Raw genomic sequence first — 346 nt, 5'->3', positions numbered from 1 at the left:
CTATCTAATTCATTAATTAAATTATGAAAATCAGAAATAAACATTTTACTTACTAAATTTCTAACATTTTCGGCTATGGCAACCTTAGGTCTAGCTTCTTCTATAATCCTTAGTGCTTCAAATAGCAGCCCGGATTTTGTTTCACCTTTAATTATTCCTTTACAGCTTCCAGCTAAGCTTATATCAGTGCATGGGAAGCCATAAGTTATAAGATCTATATCTTTAAAATGTGTTCCATCAACCCAATTAACATCCCATAAATTCTTAGCTTCAGATAACCTAAAAAGTTTACTATAGGCATAACTTGCATACCTATCCTTTTCACAATAATTAACTATCTCATGTT

At 30.9% G+C, this 346-nt stretch carries 1 protein-coding gene; it reads right to left on the bottom strand.

The window, feature by feature from the left end; translation table 11 throughout:
* On the bottom strand, window positions 1–346 hold a 346-nt coding region (locus tag QP548_RS16845), incomplete at both ends, for a DNA cytosine methyltransferase (protein ID WP_284905664.1).

This window comes from Clostridium sp. UMB9555A, from assembly GCF_030222355.1.
Taxonomy (GTDB): domain Bacteria; phylum Bacillota; class Clostridia; order Clostridiales; family Clostridiaceae; genus Sarcina; species Sarcina perfringens.
This window is presented reverse-complemented; position numbering and strand designations above follow the sequence as displayed.